At 70.7% G+C, this 15,518-nt stretch carries 12 protein-coding genes; 5 read left to right on the top strand and 7 right to left on the bottom strand.

Annotated elements, in window-relative coordinates; translation table 11 throughout:
• Positions 1–59 precede the first annotated feature (59 nt).
• A complete protein-coding gene (locus ACFVS9_RS25565) occupies positions 60–1,103 on the bottom strand; it encodes an SGNH/GDSL hydrolase family protein (RefSeq protein WP_389935783.1) in 1,044 nt (347 codons plus the stop codon).
• A 1,045-nt stretch (positions 1,104–2,148) separates the two neighbouring features.
• Here ACFVS9_RS25565 and ACFVS9_RS25560 point away from each other — a divergent pair.
• Positions 2,149–2,295 carry a hypothetical protein gene (locus ACFVS9_RS25560; protein WP_389935780.1) on the top strand — a complete coding sequence of 49 codons (147 nt, stop codon included), beginning with the start codon at positions 2,149–2,151 and terminating at the stop codon, positions 2,293–2,295.
• Positions 2,292–2,774, top strand: a complete 483-nt coding sequence (locus ACFVS9_RS25555) for a hypothetical protein (RefSeq protein ID WP_389935777.1) — start codon at positions 2,292–2,294, stop codon at positions 2,772–2,774. Before ACFVS9_RS25560 ends, ACFVS9_RS25555 begins: the two co-directional genes overlap by 4 nt.
• A gap of 307 nt (positions 2,775–3,081) precedes the next feature.
• Here the strand turns inward: ACFVS9_RS25555 and ACFVS9_RS25550 are convergent, their stop codons facing one another.
• Positions 3,082–4,290 (bottom strand): ROK family transcriptional regulator, encoded by a 1,209-nt coding sequence (locus ACFVS9_RS25550; RefSeq protein WP_383117618.1) that lies wholly within the window; start codon positions 4,288–4,290, stop codon positions 3,082–3,084.
• Between the two features lie 141 nt (positions 4,291–4,431).
• On the opposite strand from ACFVS9_RS25550, the gene ACFVS9_RS25545 reads away from it, so the two are divergent.
• A complete protein-coding gene (locus tag ACFVS9_RS25545; protein ID WP_389935774.1) occupies positions 4,432–5,661 on the top strand; it encodes an MFS transporter in 1,230 nt (409 codons plus the stop codon).
• A 181-nt stretch (positions 5,662–5,842) separates the two neighbouring features.
• On the top strand, positions 5,843–7,234 hold the full coding sequence (locus tag ACFVS9_RS25540; protein ID WP_383117620.1) for a uracil-xanthine permease family protein: 1,392 nt from the start codon (positions 5,843–5,845) through the stop codon (positions 7,232–7,234).
• 340 nt (positions 7,235–7,574) lie between these two features.
• Here ACFVS9_RS25540 and ACFVS9_RS25535 read toward each other — a convergent pair whose 3' ends face one another.
• From ACFVS9_RS25535 to ACFVS9_RS25515, 5 genes are all read right to left on the bottom strand, one after another.
• Positions 7,575–9,266, bottom strand: a complete 1,692-nt coding sequence (locus tag ACFVS9_RS25535) for a flavin monoamine oxidase family protein (RefSeq protein WP_383117621.1) — start codon at positions 9,264–9,266, stop codon at positions 7,575–7,577.
• A 55-nt stretch (positions 9,267–9,321) separates the two neighbouring features.
• Positions 9,322–10,119, bottom strand: coding sequence for a carbon-nitrogen hydrolase family protein (locus ACFVS9_RS25530; RefSeq protein WP_389935769.1), 798 nt, complete (start codon positions 10,117–10,119; stop codon positions 9,322–9,324).
• A gap of 312 nt (positions 10,120–10,431) precedes the next feature.
• The gene (locus ACFVS9_RS25525; RefSeq protein ID WP_389935766.1) at positions 10,432–10,887 is read right to left on the bottom strand and encodes an Lrp/AsnC family transcriptional regulator; all 456 of its coding nucleotides are present in this window, start codon (positions 10,885–10,887) and stop codon (positions 10,432–10,434) included.
• Between the two features lie 112 nt (positions 10,888–10,999).
• Entirely contained in the window at positions 11,000–12,460 is a 1,461-nt protein-coding gene (locus tag ACFVS9_RS25520; protein ID WP_383117624.1) for an aldehyde dehydrogenase family protein, read from the bottom strand.
• A gap of 184 nt (positions 12,461–12,644) precedes the next feature.
• Entirely contained in the window at positions 12,645–14,111 is a 1,467-nt protein-coding gene (locus ACFVS9_RS25515; RefSeq protein WP_383117625.1) for a GuaB1 family IMP dehydrogenase-related protein, read from the bottom strand.
• A gap of 292 nt (positions 14,112–14,403) precedes the next feature.
• Here ACFVS9_RS25515 and ACFVS9_RS25510 point away from each other — a divergent pair, with 292 nt between their 5' ends.
• Positions 14,404–15,456, top strand: a complete 1,053-nt coding sequence (locus ACFVS9_RS25510) for a terpene cyclase (protein ID WP_389935762.1) — start codon at positions 14,404–14,406, stop codon at positions 15,454–15,456.
• Positions 15,457–15,518 lie beyond the last annotated feature (62 nt).

The following is a 15,518-nucleotide window of genomic DNA, read 5'->3' as shown; positions in this document are numbered from 1 at the left end:
CCAGGCCGATGGCGGGTCCTGGGGCTTCGTTCATGCGGGGAAGGCGGTTGTGCGGCCGGTCAGCGGTTGAGGACCTCTTCGATCTTGTCGGCCACCTGCTTGGCCTGGATGTCGCGGCCCTTCGCGTTGGGGTGCGCGTACCAGGGGACCTTGGTGCCGAGGAGCTCGAGCTGCGAGTCCTCCAGCAGGCCGCCGATGCCCCGGTCGGCGCCGTCGCACGCCGTGTTGGCGCCGGTGCCGGCATAGAGGTCGACGAAGTCGGCGCCGCCGTCGGCGTCGGCGGCGGCCTTCTTCATGGCGTCGTTCAGCCGCTTCTGGATCTGGTCCAGGACCGGCAGGGCGTCCTGGGTGATGTCGGCGAGCGGCAGCTGCGTCTGACCGGGCGCCGCGGTCAGGCACTTGGTGGTGTCCTCGGGCACGAGCCGGGGGTAGCCGACCAGGACGCGCTTCGCGTCGGGGGCGAAGTAGCCGATGCGGTCGAGCAGCTCCTCCAGTTCCCAACCGACCTGCTCGAACTGGCCGTCCAGCCACTGCTTTCCGTCCCCGGTCTCGAAGAACTCACCGCACTTGGCGGCCGGCTCGTCGTTGTCCACCGGATCTCCCGGCAGCAGAGAGGGCTTCCGGAGCTCGTCGGAGCACTGCTTCAGGATGCGGTTGAAGCCCAGCGTGTTGCCGCCCAGGCTTCCCACGGTCAGCTGGGTGTCCTGCTTGAGCGCGTCCTGTTGCGGCGGGAGCTCGCCGGCGCCGAAGGGCAGCTCCTGCTTCTGCCAGAAGTGGTGGATGAGCGCGCCCCCGCAGGAGACGTCCGACTGGACGTCGAGCGTGATGCTCCTGTCGGCCAGGCGCCGGGTGGCGACGGCGGGATAGTTCTCCGTGGCCTGGAAGCACCAGCCCCTCTCGCTGTCCGTGTTGTTCACGGGAGAGATGCCGAAGTTGGCGGTGTAGGAGTCGCCGAAGAAGACGGTCGGTACGGGGTCGGCGGGCGCCGCGGCCGCACCTCCCGCCGGCACGGCGAGTGCCAGGCAGCTGCCGAGCGCGATCGTGGCGGCGGCCAGCCGCCGCGCCCTGGGAGTGGTCGTCGTCTTACGCATGGCCGAAGACATGGCTGTGCCCTTTCATCGGGGCCCACGAGAAGAGGGAATGAGAGAAGGATCTAACTCACGGTATTCATTCATACGCTGAACGTAATGGTCCAGCGGCAGTGAAGCACAACCGGGCGATCTTGATCAGCCTCACCACGCCGGTTCGTCCCGCCTGCTCGGTGGGGTGTCGAGGGGGAAGCGGCTGCCTCGCCGCCGGCCCGGCGACCCGCGGCTGACGCCCACCGAGGGAAGCAACGACTCCAGCACCGACCGGCCACTGCTCATCCGAAAGATCCCCCGGCCCCACAGGGCCGACCATCCCGGTGCAGGACGACAGTCAGAAGACCCGCCTGGAACACGGCCCGGGCACCGAGTCGGCCGGCCTCGGGCACCCCGCCGGCCGAGACGCCCGGCCTGCCGGGCCCTGGCCGTCGAGCGCCTCGACGCCTGGGACATCCCGTACGGGAACGACACGCACGATGCGTTGCCGCTGACCGTCGCCGGGTTCAGCGGCAACGCGGTGCGCCACGACCGGCGCACCTGGGCACCGCACCGCAACAGCGGTGCGATGCGACGAAGCTGGTCTGCCCGCCGAATTCGTAGGCCCTCCGGGCGCAACGACCGACCAGCTCGCTGTCGCATCAGGACCGGACGCCGCCTTGCGCCGGATGCGAGATCGGCACGGTATGCGAGATCGGCACGGGCGCTTGAAATGCGAAGTCGCCGATGGGCGACGTCCCGCCTTCGGGCGGGATACCGAAGGACAGGAGACGACGAGGCACGTCGGCGCCACGGTCACCCCCCGAGGCCAATGCGACATCACGGGTCGGCTTACCGACCAGCAAGTGACAGGTTCCTATCGTGCCGTTCAGCACCGCGCCTGCTCGTACCGCACCGACGCAACCCACCGAGGGCGCCTGCATTCACGCTCCCCTGAAGAACAAACCTGGCCTGGAGGACGACGTTTCATGTTGTCGTCGATGACAGCGGCAACATTGCAGGCACCCCGATCAGGCTTGAACATGGATGGGCCTCGGAGAAAAGTGTTCGGGAAGCCGTCGATGCCGTGAACACCGATCCCAAGCTCCGCGCCCACCTGCTCGCCACGGCCACGTCCGCCCGGGAGCCTATGCTTGATCACAACTGGGGAGATAAGAAGAACCGGGCGGACGAAATGAAAGCACTCATCGACAAGCTGGAGGGGTGGCCGTGAGCGCCACTGGACTGATCGCCTCGTTCATCGCAACGGGACGCTTGTACGGGGTCGGAATCGGGTCTACTCTCACCGCACTTCAGCAGGCCATTGATTTTGATTTCGTGGATGTTGTGGACGAAGACGGAGATTCGATGCGCCGCGACTACGGCTTCATCGAGTTCTATATGAACCTCGACCAGGACTGGAGGGTCTCCGGGGGCTCCATCGAGCTGCACAGGCTGGCCATCCGCACTGATATAACCGATCGATGGTGCGCAGCCATGCGGGATCGCTTCCCTCGATACCTGACATGGGATGAGTTGTACAACGAGTTCTCCAATCTGCCGGATGCCCCTTCCCTGCGGAATATCGATCAGGGTGATTTTCAGGAGTACCGCGCATCAGAAACAAGAGTGTCCGTCCTGGTCAGCAATGATCACGAGGAACGCGATGAACGGCTGGGCCATGGGGACGTGTGGAGCGTCAGCCTGGGCTGACTGCACGAGGCCGGGCGGTCTCCGCGCACCGGGACCGAGCACGGGCACCGCTCCACTGCTGGGCACCGGGCCGAAAGCCGTGCATGCCCGGCGCACTTCCTCCAGTGAGCGTTTTTTCAACGTCAGTGCCCGCGCCTCTGCCCCAAGGCGCTTCCGATGGCTGTGCATACAACAGCACGACGGCGGTTACGCCGACCGCCAGGTACGTGGCCACTTCCTGGTGGAGGCGAGGACCGCCGGGCACCCGAGCTGAGGAGCCGTCCCGGGCCCGACCGGAACGTGTCCCCCACCCGGCCGGCTCCCTCCCTCAGCCCCCCGCGCCGAACAGCGCGTCCTGGGCGGCCTCGCGGGCGGCGAAGAGCGCGCCCCGCAGGACCGCGCCGCCGCCGAGCGTCCCCGCCCTGACCTCGGTACGCAGGGGTGACATCCGGGCCAGCCGCTCCTCCACCCGCGCGGCCAGCGCGTCGCCGCCTGCGCGGCCGACCTCGCCGGCCAGGACGAGACAGCCGGGGTCGAGCACGGAGACGACGGCGGCGGCGCCGACGGCGAGGCGGCCGGCGAGTGCCTCCAGGAAGGCGTCGGAGTCCGCGTCCCCGGCGCGCAGCGCGGCCCTGACGGCGGAGGCGGCGGCGGGTTCCTGCCCGTGCGTCCCGTCCGGGGAGGCGTCCTCGGCCCCGATGCCTCCGATGCCGTGCTCCGCGGCCAGTTCGCAGACGGCGGCGGAACCGGCCAGCGAGTGGAAGCCCCCGTCGCAGTTGACCGACGAGGGGACCCCCGAGGTGCCGGGCACCGGCAGGAAGCCGATCTCCCCCGCGCCGCCCGACGCACCGCGGCGCAGCTTCCCGTCGAGCATGACGGCGGCGCCGATGCCGTGGCCGAGCCAGAGCAGGACGAAGGTGTCGCGGTCCTGGGCCGCCCCGATGCGGTGTTCCGCGACGGCGGCGAGGTTGGTCTCGTTCTCGACGTGGACGGTGGCGGGAAGCCGCTGCTGGAGCTCCTTGACCAGGCTCACGTGCCAGGCGGGAAGCCCGGCGGTGCCCCTGAGTTCGCCGGTGACCGGGTCGATCAGACCGGGGGCGCCGATGCCGACGCTGTGCAGCGGGGCCGTGCCCGCGGTGCGGGCGGTGCGTTCCAGCATCGCCACGGCCCTCTCGACGGCGGGCCGCGTGCCGGTGTCGCTGCCGATCGGCAGGGTCGCCTCGGCGAGCGTGACGCCGAGCAGGTCCGCGACGGCCACGGCGACGCTGTCGGTACGCACGTCCAGAGCGGCCAGGTGGGCACGGTCGGCGACGATCCCGTAGAGGCGGGCGTTGGGTCCGCGGCGGGCCGCGCCGCTCTCCCCGACGACCCGGACCAGCCCGGCGTCCTGCAACCGGTCCACCAGGTCGGCGACCGTGGGGCGGGACAGGCCGGTCAGGGTCTTCAGCTGCGTGGCCGTCAGCGGGCCGTCCTGCTGGAGGAGTCGCAGGGCGAGCCGGTCGTTGATGGCCCGGGCGGTGCTCGGGGATGCGGGCATGCCGGGATCCTCCCAGATCACTGACGGTCCACCGCCTCGGGGTATTTATCAGGCAGGGTTCCTGATAGTTTACGGCGCGCACCGCACGACAAGGCGCCGGGGTACCGGACCGCCGCAATTCTTCAGGGGAGGGCACGGCGTATGACTCAGGATCCAGAGGTCCCGGTCTTCGGCACGGAGCAGATCAGACGGGCCAGATACGCGGTCGCCGCGGTCTTCACCGTGCACGGGGCGGTGACCGGCAGCTTCGCGACCCGGGTCCCGTGGATCCAGGACCACGCCTCGGTGAGCGCGGGCCAGCTCGGCCTGGCGCTCGCCTTCCCCGCCATCGGCGCCTCACTGGCCATGCCGCTGGCCGGCGGGGTGAGCCACCGCTTCGGGGCCCGGACGGCCCTGCGCGGACTGCTCGCCCTGTGGACCCTGGCGCTGATCCTGCCGGCCCTGGCCCCGAACCTGCTCACGCTCTGCCTCGCCCTGTTCGTGTACGGGGCGACCGCGGGAATGTCGGACGTGGCGATGAACGCGCTCGGCGTCGAGGTGGAGAACCGCCTCGACAGGTCGATCATGTCCGGCCTGCACGGCATGTGGAGCGTCGGTGCCCTGATCGGTTCGGCGGCGGGCACGGTCGCCGCCCACATCGGAGCCGACGCCCGGCTGCACCACACCCTGGCCGCCCTGGTGCTGACGGCGCTCGGCCTGATCGCCTGCCAAGGCGTCCTGGACCTGCGCAGCGAGCCCGACGAGGAGCCGCCGCCGCGCTTCACCCTGCCGCCGAAGTCCGCGCTGGTCATCGGCGCGGTGGGCTTCTGCGCGGTGTTCGCCGAGGGCGCCAGCATGGACTGGTCGGCGGTCTACCTGCGGGACGTGGTGGGCAGTTCGGCCGGGCTGGCCGCCGCGTCGACCACCGCGTTCGCCCTCATGATGGCCATCGCCCGGATCGCCGGGGACAAGGTCGTCGACCGGTTCGGGGCGGTGCGGACCGTACGGGCCGGAGGCGTCCTGGCCACGGCCGGCGGACTGCTGGTGGTCCTGTCGTCCGGACCGGCCCTGGCTCTCTGCGGCTTCGGGCTGCTGGGCCTCGGCGTGGCGGTCGTCGTGCCACTGGCGTTCGCCGCGGCCGGACGCAGCGGTACGAACCCGAGCCGGGCCATCGCGGGCGTCGCCACCATCACGTACACCTCCGGGCTCATCGCCCCGTCCGCGATCGGTTCACTGGCGGAGGCGACCTCGCTGCTCGCGTCGTTCGGCCTGGTGACGGTGCTGGCGTTCGGGCTGGTCCTGGGCGCCGGGGTGCTGCGGGCCGGCGACCGCAAGGTCACCGGGGGCGACGTCACCCGGCCGGCACCGGCCGGGAGCCCGGTGGACGGCTGAGCGGCCGGGAGCCCGGTGGACGGCTGACCGGCGGCGACAGCGGGGCAGGCGGGCGGAGCCAGGGGTTCCGCCCGTAGTGGGGCCGAGGTCGGGGCATCGCCCCCACGGCACTACCATGGCTCTGATCTTTTCCGCGGGTGGACCCCCAGGGCGCACCGCACACACCAATCAGGGAGCGACCATGGGCCTCGGCGTGCGCTGGACCTTGCACGGCGACGGAAAGACGCCCGCACCGGGGGCCGTGGTGCGCCCCGACGAGCGGCTCTCCTGGCCCCGTACGTTCGGCCTCGGCGCCCAGCACGTGGTGGCCATGTTCGGCGCGTCCTTCGTCGCCCCCGTCCTGATGGGGCTCGACCCGAACCTCGCGATCATGATGTCCGGTGTCGCCACCGCCATCTTCCTGCTGGCGACGAAGGGCAGGGTGCCCAGCTACCTGGGGTGCTCGCTCTCCTTCGTGGGCGTGGCCGCCACCATCCGTGCCACCGGAGGCAGCAGCGCCACCATCACGGGCGCGGTCCTGGTCGTGGGCGCCGTGCTGTTCCTGGTGGGACTCATGGTGCAGCGGTTCGGCGCGCGGATCATCCACGCGGCGATGCCGCCCGTGGTGACCGGCGCGGTCGTCATGCTGATCGGCTTCAACCTGGCGCCCGTCACCGCCTCGACCTACTGGCCCCAGGACCAGTGGACGGCCCTGCTGGTGATGCTCTTCACCGGGCTGGCCGTGGTCTGCCTGCGCGGGTTCTTCTCCCGTATCGCGATCTTCCTCGGTCTCGTCTTCGGCTACGTCCTGTCCTGGGTGCTCGACCTGGTCTTCGGGAAGATCCACTCCCCGGCCGGCGGGGCCGAGGCGGTCGACCACTGGCGGCTGGACCTGTCGGCCGTGGCGCACGCGGACTGGATCGGACTGCCGTCCTTCCACGCACCGAGCTTCGAGTGGTCGGCGATCCTGGTCGCCCTGCCGGTCGTCATCGCCCTGATCGCCGAGAACGCCGGACACGTGAAGGCCGTCGGCGAGATGACCGGCGACTCGCTCGACGACAAACTGGGCACCGCCATCGCCGCGGACGGCGCCGCCTCGATGCTGTCCACCGCCGTGGGCGGCCCGCCCAACACCACGTACTCCGAGAACATCGGGGTGATGGCGGCAACACGCGTCTACTCCACCGCCGCCTACTGGGCCGCGGCCTGCTTCGCACTGCTCTTCGGCCTCTGCCCCAAGTTCGGCGCGATCGTCGCCGCGATCCCCGGCGGAGTGCTCGGCGGGATCACCGTCATCCTCTACGGCATGATCGGCCTGCTGGGCGCCCAGATCTGGCTGAACGCCAAGGTCGACCTGCGCAACCCCCTCAACCTCGTACCGGCGGCCGCGGGCATCATCATCGGCGTCGGCGGAGTGAGCCTGAAGATCACCGACAACTTCCAGCTCAGCGGCATCGCCCTCGGCACGCTCGTGGTGATCACCGGCTACCACGCACTGCGGGCGTTCGCCCCGGCCCACCTCAAGACGCAGGAGCCCCTGCTGGACTCGGGCACCTCGCAATACGACGAGAAGCCGCCGGCCGGGACGTCCTGACCACACCGGGGGCAGCCCCGCCCACCGCCGCGCGGGTCGCCGAACCCACGGCCGGCTCATGAGCGTTGGCCGGAAGCGAACGAACCAGCCGGGGCCCCGTGCCCCCTCGGACTCCCCCGGCGGCTTCGCCCGAGGGCCGGCGTCGAGTCCGCTCACGTCGGTGTCCGTCGCCGGTTGACTGCCGAGCGCGCGGCTCGCCGGGTCGCGCGCTCACCGGCCTCCGGCACGCCACCGCAGTGCCGGCCGGGAACGGCGCAGGCCACGAGGACCGGCGGCCGCCGAGCCCGCCCAGTCCGCACCGTCGGACCGGACAGACCGCGAGCCGCCAGGTGGCCGGGCCTCAGCCCTCCGGGAGTTCCACCGGGGCGATCTCGTCGAAGACGTCGCCGGGGCCGGGGTTCGCCGGGTCGGTGGCGCCGCCGAACTGCGCCATCACGCCCCACACGGCGTTCAGCGCGGTCTGCACGGCTCCCTCGGCCCAGCCCGCCGTCCATGAGATGTCGTCGCCCGCGAGGAACAGGCCGCGCTTGTCGGCGGGCAGCCTGTCCTGCATGAAGTGGGTGAACAGCCGCCGCTGGTAGCGGTAGTGGCCGGGCAGGTTGGCCTTGAAGGCCCCCATGAAGTACGGCTCGTTCTCCCAGGAGACGGTGACCGGGTTGCCGATGACGTGCTTGCGGATGTCGACGCCCGGATAGATCTCACCGAGCGACTTGAGCATGACGTCCATCCGCTCCTTCGCCGAGAGCGGCAGCCACTTCAGGCTGTCGTCGCACCACGTGTACGACAGGCAGATGACGGCCGGCCTGTCGGGTCCGTCGTCCAGGAGGTACGTCCCCCGGGTCATCCGGTCCGTGAGCGTCATGGACATCGTGTCCCGGCCGGTGCTCCCGTCCTTGTCGAGCCAGAACGGCCGGTCGACGGGCACGAACAGCTTGGACGACTCCATGTAGTGGGTGCGCTCCATCGCCGTCCAGTGGTCGATCGGGAAGAGCGCGTCATCGCACGCGATCTTGGACAGCAGCAGCCAGGACTGCCCGGTGAAGACGACGGCGCGGTAGGTGCGGATGTCCCCGGTGGCGTCGGTGACGGTGATCCGGTTCCCGGCCGTGCGGTCCAGCCGGGTCACCGCGGCACGCGGCTGTCCGCCGTGCAGGGAGGACAGGGACGTACCCGGCGCCCAGTGCACGGTCTTCTCCGGTGCGCGGTCCCACAGGCGCAGCGGCAGCTGCTGGCTGCCGCCGACGATCCCCCGGTGGTGGTCGTCGGCCTCGGTGTAGACGACGCGGAGGATCTCCAGGATCGAGTTGGGGAAGTCGGTGTCCCAGCCGCCGGTGCCGAAGCCGACCTGCCCGAAGATCTCGCGGTGCCGGAAGGAGGAGAAGGAGTCGGAGCCGCAGAGGAAGCCGTAGAAGGTCTGGTCGTCCAGCTTCTCGACGAGCCTGGCCCAGATCTCCCGGATGCGCGGCACGTCGCGCTCGCGCATCGCCCGGTTCATGTCGGAGAAGTCGGCGCCCTCCTCCAGGCAGGAGTTCCAGGCGTCCATCACCTCGCGGTAGACCGGGGGCAGCTCGTCGATGGTCCGCGCGTAGTGGGACTCGCCCTTGAGGTCGACGACGGTCGAGGGGGTGGCCGGGGACAGCGGGTTGGGGAACGGCTTGGTCCGAAGGCCCACCAGGTCGATGTAGTGCTGGAGCGCCGTGGACGAGGGCGGGAAGCGCATGGCGCCCATCTCGGCGGTCAGCGACGGGTCGCAGCCCTCGAAGCCGACGGTGCGCAGCCGCCCGCCGATCCGGTCCGCCTCGTGGACGACGGGCTTCAGCCCCATCTTCATCAGCTCGTACGCGGTGATGATGCCGGAGAGCCCGCCGCCGATGACGGCGACCTCGGTGCCGTGTTCGACGGCCGGAATCTGTCCGATGCCCGCCGGGTGGGCGAGGAAGTCGTCGTAGGCGTAAGGGAAGTCCGGCCCGAACATGGTGATCGGCGGCTGTGCCTCGGTGTGCTGGACGGCGTTGGGCACGGTGGACGTCATGGGGTACGGACTCCTGGCGGATGCAGCGGATGCGGCGGACGACGGGGGCGGATGCTCAGACGAGGGAGCCGTACAGAGCGGGAACGCGGTCCTTCAGATACGGGTTGCCGGCGCGCGAGGCGGCCAGGAGGGCGGGATCCACCTCGCCGAGGACGAGTTCCTCGCCGCGGCCGGCACGGGCGCGGACCGTGCCGTCGGGGCCGGCCAGGCAGCTCAGCCCGGTGAAGTCGAAGTCGCCTTCCCTGCCCGCCCTGTTGGCGTACGCGATGTAGAGCTGGCTCTCGAAGGCGCGGACCGGCACGACGGCTTCGGCGACGAACGGGAAGGGGTGCATCAGCGCGGTCGGGACCAGCAGCAGCTCCGTGCCGGCCAGGGCGTGCGCCCGTACGTTCTCCGGGAACTCGACGTCGTAGCAGATCAGCAGGCCGATCCTGACACCGTCCAGTTCGGCCTGCACCACGGGCAGCTCGCCCGGCGTGAACCACTTCTCCTCGAAGCTGCCGAAGAGGTGGGTCTTGCGGTAGTTGGCGAGCGGCGCGCCGTCGGGGCCGATGAGCTGCGCGGCGTTGAAGACCGCCTCGCCGGACCGTTCCGGGTAGCCGTAGTGGACGGCCAGCCCGTGGCGTACGCAGATGTCGGCGGCCGCACGCGCGGCGGGCCCGTCCACGGGTTCGGCCAGCTCGGCGACCGCGTCGCCGATGGCGTATCCGGTGAGGAACAGCTCCGGGCAGACCAGCAGCCTCGCGCCGGCGGCCGAGGCACGCGCGGCCGCGTCGTCGAGGGCCTTGAGGGCGGCGTCGACGGAGCCGGGTCGTCCGGAGCTCTGGAGCAGGGCGGTACGCAACGGCGGCATGGCTGACCTCGGCGGGGCGTGCGGGGCGGGGAGACGTATTGAAGGTACGGCGCGCGGATCGCGGCCGACAAGGCGCGTTCGTTGCGGGTGCACCATCGATCCGTTGCGCGTATCAGCCCACTGGCGGCGATTCGTTGCGCGGCGCGTTCATGCAGGTCACGGGAGTGATCTGGGTCTCGCCGTGCGTCCGTCGCCGGTACGGGCGGTGCCCGCCACGGGGCCCGCCCGCAGGCTCCCGGGCCCGGTCCCGCGCCCGGTCCCGCGCCCGCGGGCCCCGGCCGGCCGGCTCCCGCCGTGCGGCGCGGGACCTCGTCAGGCCGGCGGGCCCGACGTGTAGCGCCGCAGCAGCGGGGAGAGCACGAGGACCGACTTCGTCCGCTCGACGTACGGCTCTCCGGCGATCCGTTCCAGCACCTGCTCGAAGTGCCGCATGTCGGCGGCGAACACCTGTACGATCGCGTCGGCGTCGCCCGTCACCGTGGACGCGGACGCGATCTCCGGGTAGACGGACAGACCCCGCCTGATCGCTTCGGGGGCAGTGTTGCGGCTGCAGTAGATCTCGATGAACCCCTCGGTCTCCCAGCCCAGGGCCGCCGGGTCGACGCGCACGGTGAAGCCCGTGATGGCGCCCTCGGCGCGCAGCCGGTCCACCCGCCGTTTGACCGCGGGCGCGGAGAGTCCGATGAGGGTGCCGATGTCCGCGTAGGAGCGGCGGGCGTCTTCGGCGAGGGCGTGGACGATGCGTTCGTCGAGGTCGTTCAGGCGCACGTCGGGCGGATCACTTTTCTGCGGCGGAGGTCTCGGGGGCGGCACACGTGCCGCCCCCGAAGTAGACCACGCGCGCCCCGCCCGGGGCGCGCTCACCGCGGAGAGCCGCCGGTCAGAAGGGGAACTGCGAACGGCCGTGCTGGACGGAGATCCACTTCTGCGTGGTGAAGGCCTCCAGCATCGACTCGCCGTTCAGCCTCCCGAGGCCGGAGTTCTTCTCCCCGCCGAAGGGGACGATGGGCTCGTCGTGGACCGTGCCGTCATTGATGTGGATCATGCCGGTGCGGATCCGCTGCCCGACCCGTACGCCGCGCTCGATGTTGCCGGTGTGGACCGCGCCGCTCAGCCCGTACGGGCTGTCGTTGGCGATCCGGACGGCCTCGTCCTCCCCGTCGAAGGGCACCAGCAGGGCCACCGGCCCGAAGATCTCCTGCCGCAGCACGGGCGAGTCGGCCGGGAGGCCGGTCAGCACGGAGGGGCTCACCACGTTGCCGTCGGCCCGGCCGTGCAGCAGTGCCGTGGCACCCGCCTCCACGGTCTCGTCGACGAGCCGGGACACGGCGTCGGCCTGCGAGGAACTGATCAGGGGGCCGATGTGCGTCGTGGGGTCGGCCGGGTCCCCGACGCGCAGGGAGGCGACCTTGGCGACGAACTTCTCCGTGAACTCCCGCTCCACCGAGCGGTCCACCAGGATGCGGTTGGCCGCCATGCAGACCTGGCCCTGGTGGATGTAGCGGCTGAAGACCGCGGCGTCGACGGCGTAGTCCACGTCGGCGTCGTCCAGGACGATCAGCGCGCTGTTGCCCCCGAGTTCGAGGACGGCCCGCTTGAGGTTGGCCGCGCAGACCGTCGCGACGTGGCGGCCGATCCTGTCCGAGCCGGTGAAGGAGATGACCTGCGGGACGGGGTGCTCCAGCAGGGTGTCGCCGATCTCGGCGATGTCGGTGACCACGACGTTCAGCAGCCCGGCGGGCAGCCCCGCCTCCTCGAACACCTTGGCGATGAGCGTGCCGCCGCAGACCGGGGTGTTCTGGTGCGGCTTGAGGACCACGGCGTTGCCGAGGGCCAGCGCGGGCGCGACCGACTTCAGCGACAGCAGGAAGGGGAAGTTGAACGGGCTGATGACCCCGACGACGCCGACGGGCAGCCGGTAGACCCGGTTCTCCTTGCCCTCGGTCGGCGACGGGAGGATCTGACCCGTGGACCGGAGGGTCAGCTGGGCGGCCTCACGCAGGAACTCCTTGGCCAGGTGCAGCTCGAAGCCGGCCTTCAGCCGCGTGCCGCCGAGTTCCGCGACGATCGCCTCGGCGATCTCGGCCTCGCGCTCCTCGACGACGCGCAGCGCCTTCTCCAGCACCGTGCGCCGGGCGTACGGGTTCGTGTCCGCCCACTCCGGCTGCACCCGTTCGGCCGCCCGGTAGGCCTGGTCGACCTCGCCGGAGGTGGCGACGGTGATCGAGGCGAGCTTCTCCCCGCTGTACGGGTTGAAGTCGATGATGTCCCAGGACCCCTTCCCCGGCCTCCACTCGCCGTCGATGTACTGCTGGGCCAGGTCGGTGAAGAAGGAAGTCATGGAATCCCTTACCGCAGAGGGGGGATGGCAGCTGATTGCGGCTCATATTACTTACTCTTCAACCAAGTTGAAGGGGTGCGGGAGGGCTCGCGGGTACGGGGCGCACGCGGCCCCGGCCGCACATGCGAAAGGTACCCCTCCTCGACGCGTACGCCGGGGAGGGGCACCTCGTGAAGCGGGGCCGTCAGCTCCAGCTGGCGTGCAGCGGCTTGCCCTCCGCGTAGCCGGCGGCGCTCTGCACGCCCACGACGGCCTTCTCGGCGAACTCCTCCAGCGAGGAGGCCCCCGCGTAGGTGCAGGAGGAGCGGACCCCGGCGATGATCGAGTCGATCAGGTCCTCCACACCGGGGCGGGTGGGGTCGAGGAACATCCGCGAGGTGGAGATGCCCTCCTCGAACAGCCCCTTGCGGGCCCGGTCGTAGGCGGACTCCTCCGAGGTACGGTTCCTGACCGCGCGGGCCGACGCCATCCCGAACGACTCCTTGTAGTACCGCCCGTCGGCGGACTGCTGGAGGTCGCCGGGCGACTCGTACGTACCGGCGAACCAGGAACCGATCATGACGTTGGACGCGCCGGCGGCGAGGGCCATCGCCACGTCGCGCGGGTGCCGGACGCCACCGTCGGCCCAGACGTGCTTGCCGTGCTTCCTCGCCTCGGCGGCGCACTCCAGTACGGCGGAGAACTGCGGCCTGCCGACGCCGGTCATCATCCGGGTGGTGCACATCGCCCCGGGGCCCACCCCGACCTTGACGATGTCGGCGCCGGCCTCGATGAGGTCGCGCACGCCCTCGGCCGCCACGACGTTGCCCGCGACGATCGGCACGGCCGGGTCGAGCGCCCGCACGGCGGCGACCGCGCTGATCATGGATTCCTGGTGGCCGTGCGCGGTGTCCACGACGAGGGTGTCGACCCCCGCGGCGAGGAGCTGCGCGGCCTTGCCCGCCACGTCGCCGTTGATGCCGACGGCCGCGGCGATCCGCAGCTTGCCGTCCGCGTCCGTGGCAGGGGTGTAGAGGGTCGCCCGCAGGGCGGCCTTGCGGGTGAGGATGCCGACGAGCCGGCCGTCCTCGTCGACCGCCGGGGCGAGCTTGCGGTTGGCGCCGTCGAGCCTGTTGAAGGCCTCGCGCGGATCGATGGCGGCGTCGAGCACGACCAGGTCCTTGGACATGACCTCGGACAGCTGGGTGAAACGGTCCACGCCGGTGAGGTCGTGGTCGGTGACGACGCCGACCGGGCGGTGTCCGGCGTCGACGACGACCCCCGCACCGTGGGCCCGCTTGTGCAGCAGGGACAGCGCGTCGGCGACGGTCTGGCCGGGGGCCAGGACGATCGGCGTGTCGAGCACGAGGTGGCGCTTCTTGACCCAGCCGATGACCTCGGTGACGACCTCGATCGGAATGTCCTGGGGGATCACGACCAGGCCCCCGCGGCGGGCGATGGTTTCGGCCATCCGGCGGCCCGCGATGGCGGTCATGTTCGCCACGACGAGCGGGATGGTGGTGCCGCTGCCGTCCGGCGAGGAGAGGTCCACCGCCTGCCGCGAACCGACCGCGGAACGGCCGGGGACCATGAAGACATCGTCGTACGTGAGGTCGTAGGGGACCGAGGGAGAGGCCGTGTAGCGACCGGTGCCGGGTTCAAGAAAACGCATAAGACCCATTTTTTCATATGAAACGGTGCAGGTCGTTTCCACGAAGACACAGCAATAAGCCCCCGCGTTCGTCAGTTCCTCCAAGGAGGCTGCCCGGGGGCCGGGCAAGTGGAACCTGCCTTACCCATGGACCCTACCCGAACAGGATTCGCTCCTTCGTGATCACGATCCCTGGACCGGGTGACGAAGGGTCAGGTAGCTTCAAATCCGCAGGTCCCCGGGGTAGGCGCGATACCACCTGCGAGCCCGGAACACCTGTCACGTGTTTGGCCGGAGAGGATGGGGACCGCCCGTGGAGAGCGAACTGCCCGACATCTACTGCCCGTTCCCCCAGCGGAGCAATCCGCACGTGGGTCACACCCGCGAGCACCTCGACTTCTGGACACGGCGCACCGGCCTGGTGCACCGGGAATCGGCCAGACGGCGCTTCGAGCAGGCAGACTTCGGCTCCTTCGTCGGCATGGTCTACCCGACCGCGAACGGCGAGCACCTCGACCTGGTGGCCGACTGGTTCGTCTGGCTGTTCCTCGTGGACGACCAGCTGGACGACGGGCACCTGGGCCGCAGCCCGGAGCGTGTACGCGACGTGGTGGAGCGGATGCGCTCGGTGGTCGAGGGCACGGCACCGGGGCCCGGACCGGACGACGACGCCCCCGCGGCCCTCGTCGCCCTGGCGGACCTGTGGGAACGTACAGTTCCGCAGGCCGACGCCCACTGGCGCACCCGCTTCGCCTGGCACCTCATGACGTATCTGACGACCGCCACCACCTGGGAGGCGGGCAACCGCGCCGACGGGATCGTGCCGTCGGAGACGCTGTACATCGCCAAGCGCCGGCACACCGGGGCCATCCATGTGTGCATGGACCTGATAGAGATCGTGGCCGGCATCGGGGCACCCGAGTCGGTGCACAACGACGCCCGCTTCATCACGGCTCTGGAGGCGTCCTGCAACGTCGTGTGCTGGGCGAACGACGTCTACTCCTACGAGAAGGAACAGGTGCTGGGCGAGATCCACAACCTCGTCCACCTGGTCCGCCACCACCGCGGCTACGGCGAGCGTGAGGCGCTCGAACACGTCTGTGCGGAGATCGCCGCGGAGACGAAGCGGTTCCTCGCCGCCGAGGACGAGCTGCTCGGCCTGTATCCGGAGCTCGCGGACCTGCTCGGCCCCTATCTCGACGGGATGCGGAGCTGGATGCGCGGCAACCTCGACTGGTCGCGGCAGACCCCCCGCTACAACCCGGCGGACGTCAGCCAGTACACGGAGCCCGGGGCGTACCTGGAGGAGTCCGTCCTCGGCGTGAGTCCGGACCACGCCCACCTGGGCGCCCGGGACAGCCGCTGAGACCCGTGGGGGGGCGGGGGGGGGGGGGCCGCCCCGGGGGCGCGGGCGCCCCCGAGGGAAGC

The organism is Streptomyces sp. NPDC058008 (assembly GCF_042886395.1).
Classification (GTDB): Bacteria; Actinomycetota; Actinomycetes; order Streptomycetales; family Streptomycetaceae; genus Streptomyces.
This window is presented reverse-complemented; position numbering and strand designations above follow the sequence as displayed.

Coding starts and splice junctions, on each gene's coding strand:
- ACFVS9_RS25515 (WP_383117625.1), bottom strand. CDS start 14,111: ATGCGTTTTCTTGAACCCGGCACCGGTCGCTACACGGCCTCTCCCTCG.
- ACFVS9_RS25550 (WP_383117618.1), bottom strand. CDS start 4,290: ATGCCCGCATCCCCGAGCACCGCCCGGGCCATCAACGACCGGCTCGCC.
- ACFVS9_RS25535 (WP_383117621.1), bottom strand. CDS start 9,266: ATGACGTCCACCGTGCCCAACGCCGTCCAGCACACCGAGGCACAGCCG.
- ACFVS9_RS25545 (WP_389935774.1), top strand. CDS start 4,432: ATGACTCAGGATCCAGAGGTCCCGGTCTTCGGCACGGAGCAGATCAGA.
- ACFVS9_RS25540 (WP_383117620.1), top strand. CDS start 5,843: ATGGGCCTCGGCGTGCGCTGGACCTTGCACGGCGACGGAAAGACGCCC.
- ACFVS9_RS25530 (WP_389935769.1), bottom strand. CDS start 10,119: ATGCCGCCGTTGCGTACCGCCCTGCTCCAGAGCTCCGGACGACCCGGC.
- ACFVS9_RS25565 (WP_389935783.1), bottom strand. CDS start 1,103: ATGTCTTCGGCCATGCGTAAGACGACGACCACTCCCAGGGCGCGGCGG.
- ACFVS9_RS25520 (WP_383117624.1), bottom strand. CDS start 12,460: ATGACTTCCTTCTTCACCGACCTGGCCCAGCAGTACATCGACGGCGAG.